A 3,890-nucleotide genomic window follows, 5' to 3' on the forward strand; every position below is an offset into this window, starting at 1 on the left:
GAGTTTTACCATTTCAAGGTTTTTGATTTAGTGTTTCATTATGTAAATAATGGTTGGTGGTGTCCTAAAAAGTATGCTGCACTTTGCAGAATTTCTAACCAATACTGCTTTCTATCAACAATAATTAAGCCAGCATACTTTTTAGGACACCACCTAATGGTTATGTGTGATGATTAAAAAATAGGCAGCATACTTTTTAGGACACTACCAAAATTATCAGCCTAAATTGGGGGCGTGTCCTAATCAAAGTATGCTGCACGCTGTTTAACTTGCCACCCCCATCCTAGCCTCCCCCCGCCAGCGGAAGAAAGAACAGATGGCGGAATGTTGCACTAGGCTGCGTGTTCATTCACAACAATAAGCGGGGGATGCCACCCAAATCTGTTTGCCCAAATCGGCAGCCTGAAAACGCCGCCCCATCACCCCCGCGCCCGCGATACATCAAAATCGCCGCCTTCGGACGACATGGTAAGCTGGCGTTGGCAGTTGGGGCAGGTAATCACACTGTCGTGGCTGTTGGCGCAGAAAGTTTGCCCGCAGTTGCCGCATTGGCACAATGCGCTGCTTGCGCCGCAATGGGGGCATCCGCCGCCGCCCATCAGCGATGCGGTGGAGACGGTGTGGGTATTCACGCGGGGGTCTGACCAGTCTTTGTAGTCGGCTTCCACGGGGAAAACGCCTGCGTAGCCAAATACTTGCGCGGTTTGTTGTTTGGTGAAAAACGGCACATCGGTCATCATCGGGGCGCGTTCGTATTTCATCAAATAGGGCAGCTTGGTTTTGCTGCATAAGCCGCTGATGATGACATAGTTTTCGTCCACGGCGGTGGCTTGTTCTAGGTCTTTGACCAGCGAAAGAAACGGCTGCTCGTTTTTGTCTAGGCTCACGGGCACATCCACGCCCAAGCTGCGGCTTTGCGATGAGACGGATTGCGAAATCCAGTCTATAAAGGCTTTGAAATCGGCTTCGTTGTTGGTGTCTAGGCGCAATACGCCGTGGCTTATGGGAGCAAGTTGGGCTAGGTCGGCAAACGGCCCGATGCCGATGGAGACTAAGTTAGCGCGGTGGGCAAAGCTGCGCTGCCAGCGGGCGATGGCGGCGGTGGGGTCGTCGGTTGCGCCGCCATCGGTCATTAAATAGACCACGGGCTTGTAATCGCCTTTGCGCTCGGGCGAATTGGTGATGACGTGGCGGTCAATTTCGTCCATCGCGTGATTTAACGCTACGCCCAGCGATGTGCCTGAGCCAACGGGCAAGCGCGGCGGGTAAAACGCGACCAGTTCCACCAGCGGGGCGAGTGTTTTGGCGATGCCGGCAAAGGCGATGACGGATAGATACACGGTTTCCAGCGCGTAGGGGTCGCGGCGCAGGGTTTCAATCAGGCGGCTGATGCCTTCTTGCATTTGGCGCAGGGGTTGTCCGACCATGCTTTCGGATACGTCTATCACAAGGAAAATGGGGAGACGGCGCATTGTGGGGCTCCTTTTTTGAGGTGGGGTGGATGGGGTTTCAGGCTGCTTTTGTTTAGATGATTAGGCAGCCTGAAAATAGGTTGGGATGTGTTTCAGGCTGCCTTTTTATTCCAGCCAGTGCACGGCTTGCAAGCAAGCCGTAGGGGCGCGGATTGCCGTTTCAGTCTGCCCAAGCATTTGCGCTCGCGGTTAGGCAGCCTGAAAACGAAAATAGATGCTTTTCAGGCTGCCTAACCTGCCTACGTCCAATAATACCGCACCACATGAAAAAACACGGGCGCGGCAAAGCAAAGGCTGTCTAGCCTGTCTAGCACGCTGCGGGTGCTGTATGCGTGCCCCCAATGGCGGATGCCAAGGCTGCGTTTGATGGCGCGCATCACTTCGTTGCCAAAAATGCCCATCAGGCTAATCATCAAGCCCGCTAAGGCAGCCTGAAACGGGGTAAACGGCGTTATCCAATATAGGCAGGTCGCCAGCAGCGTAGAAAGCGGCACGCTGATATACGCGCTGGGCAGCGTGCGCGGCGGGGCGATTTTGCTGCCCGCGCGTCGCCACAAATAAGCAAACACATCGCCGCTTTGCACCACCATCAGCATAAACAGCAGCAACACAATATTGGGCGAGTTGTAATCCTTGATTTCCAGACTCAACAAGGCGGGCACGTGCGACAGGCAATACACGGTAATCATCACGCCCCATTGGATTTTGGCAGTGCGCTCAAAAAACTGGCTGTTGTCGCCCGCCATGTTGCTGATAATCGGCAGCAGCAAAAAGGCGTAAACAGGAATCAAAATGGTGAACATGCTAAACCAGTTGGTTAGCACAAAATAATATTGCAGCGGCAGCAAGATATAAAAACACAGCGCAATGGTAAGGTGGTCGGCTCGATGGCGATACACATGGCTGATAAATTCGCGCAGCGTGGCAAACGAAGCGGCAACAAACAGCGCAATCATGCCGCCGCGCCCCAGCCAAAACGTTACCAGCAGCAGCGTGGTAATCACCCACCAAGAAGCCACGCGCGCGTTCCATTCTTTCACCATATTGCTCACATCAAAGCCTTGTTTGCGCTCGTAATACTTGCCCGCCAGCGAAGCAAGAATCAACACGCAAAAAATGCCAAAAAACACGATGCCAACCAAAGCGGGCAGATAAAAAGCGGTGTTCATCATGCTTGCTCCGCGTATTCAATGATTTTGGCAGGCGGCACCAGCGCAAGCATGGCATCGCGGGCGCGTTGCAAAAATTCTTCTTTTTCTTCGTTGGCTTGCACATACAGCGGCTCGCCGATGATGACATCGCACAAAATCGGCACGGGAATCACTTGGTTTTTGGGCAACACGCGGTTGATGTTGTTAATCCAAATCGGCACAAAGCCCACATCGGGATTGCTGCGGGCAAGGTGGTAAATGCCGCTTTTAAACGGCAACAGCAGCGTGTGGTCATCGGTGTTGCGCGTGCCTTCGGGGAAGATAATGAGCGATGATTGCGTGGCGAGCACATCCGACATTTGCTGGGTGATGGCTTTGGGGTCGTTGCCGTTGCGCATAATCAGCAGGCTGTTGAACACGTGTTTGCTCACAAAGCGGCGAAACGCGCCTTTGAGCCAATAATCCGCGCCCGCCACGGGGCGAGCGGCCTTGCGCCAGCGTTTGGGCAACGATAGCTGCACCATAATAAAATCGGCGTGGCTGTTGTGATTAACAAAATAGACCTTGCGCTCGGGGCTGAACGCGATGTCGCCTTCAAATTTGCTGCGGATGCCTGTTAAAAACGAAACGAGTAGAAAAATGCTGCGGCTAACGATAAAAGCAGCCGTGCGCGTAAAAATATTCATGGTGTGGTTGCGGGGATGGAAAGGGTGGATTGTAATGGATTGTAAGGGTTTGTGGGGATGGGTTGTGATTTAGGCAGCCTGAAACCTAGAATGGAGCGGCGACGGCTCGTCGCCAAAGGGTGTATTCAGCAGTTCTTTGCTGGTTGAGAAAGCGTCGGCAAATTGCTGACGTGCCATTTTCAGGCTGCCTTTGGGTTAAGCGTATACCCCATGTCAGCAAATTTTCAGGCTGCTTGTAAACACGCTACAATGGCGCATGGCTATGGGCTGGGCGGCACGCATTAGGCAGCCTGAAAACAAGCGCAGCAAGTTTCAGCGCAGCCAAAACAACTTTCCGCACCGTTGCCTAGCCCCATATTTCCCACTCTGTTTACAAGGAGACCGCCCATGAAACGCATCCTACTTGCCACGCTATTGTGCATCGCCACGCTCGCCCAAGCCGCTGCCCCGATGCGCTGGACACCACTCACAACCCCAAAGCCGCCGCGATGCTACACGCGCAATACAAAAACCTCATCTGGCTTTACGGCGTAAGTAACAAAATGGGGGCTGAAAACCCCTGCAAGCCTTATCCTATAAGG

At 53.3% G+C, this 3,890-nt stretch carries 4 protein-coding genes; 1 reads left to right on the forward strand and 3 read right to left on the reverse strand.

Annotated elements, in window-relative coordinates; translation table 11 throughout:
- Positions 1 to 419 precede the first annotated feature (419 nt).
- The 3 genes from Q4A85_RS13115 to Q4A85_RS13125 all read right to left on the reverse strand — a co-directional run bounded on the left by Q4A85_RS13115 (position 420) and on the right by Q4A85_RS13125 (position 3,309).
- On the reverse strand, positions 420 to 1,472 hold the full coding sequence (locus Q4A85_RS13115; RefSeq protein WP_303111064.1) for a TerY-C metal binding domain-containing protein: 1,053 nt from the start codon (positions 1,470 to 1,472) through the stop codon (positions 420 to 422).
- Between the two features lie 239 nt (positions 1,473 to 1,711).
- Positions 1,712 to 2,641: a phosphatidate cytidylyltransferase gene (locus Q4A85_RS13120; protein ID WP_368500223.1), complete on the reverse strand. Its 930-nt coding sequence runs from the start codon at positions 2,639 to 2,641 to the stop codon at positions 1,712 to 1,714.
- A complete protein-coding gene (locus Q4A85_RS13125; RefSeq protein WP_303111067.1) occupies positions 2,641 to 3,309 on the reverse strand; it encodes a 1-acyl-sn-glycerol-3-phosphate acyltransferase in 669 nt (222 codons plus the stop codon). Before Q4A85_RS13125 ends, Q4A85_RS13120 begins: the two co-directional genes overlap by 1 nt.
- A 387-nt stretch (positions 3,310 to 3,696) precedes the next feature.
- Here Q4A85_RS13125 and Q4A85_RS13130 point away from each other — a divergent pair, with 387 nt between their 5' ends.
- Entirely contained in the window at positions 3,697 to 3,843 is a 147-nt protein-coding gene (locus Q4A85_RS13130; protein ID WP_303111068.1) for a hypothetical protein, read from the forward strand.
- The last annotated feature ends 47 nt before the right edge of the window (positions 3,844 to 3,890 follow it).

The sequence above is a fragment of the Kingella sp. (in: b-proteobacteria) genome (assembly GCF_030527935.1).
In the GTDB taxonomy this organism is placed as follows: Bacteria; Pseudomonadota; Gammaproteobacteria; order Burkholderiales; family Neisseriaceae; genus Kingella_B.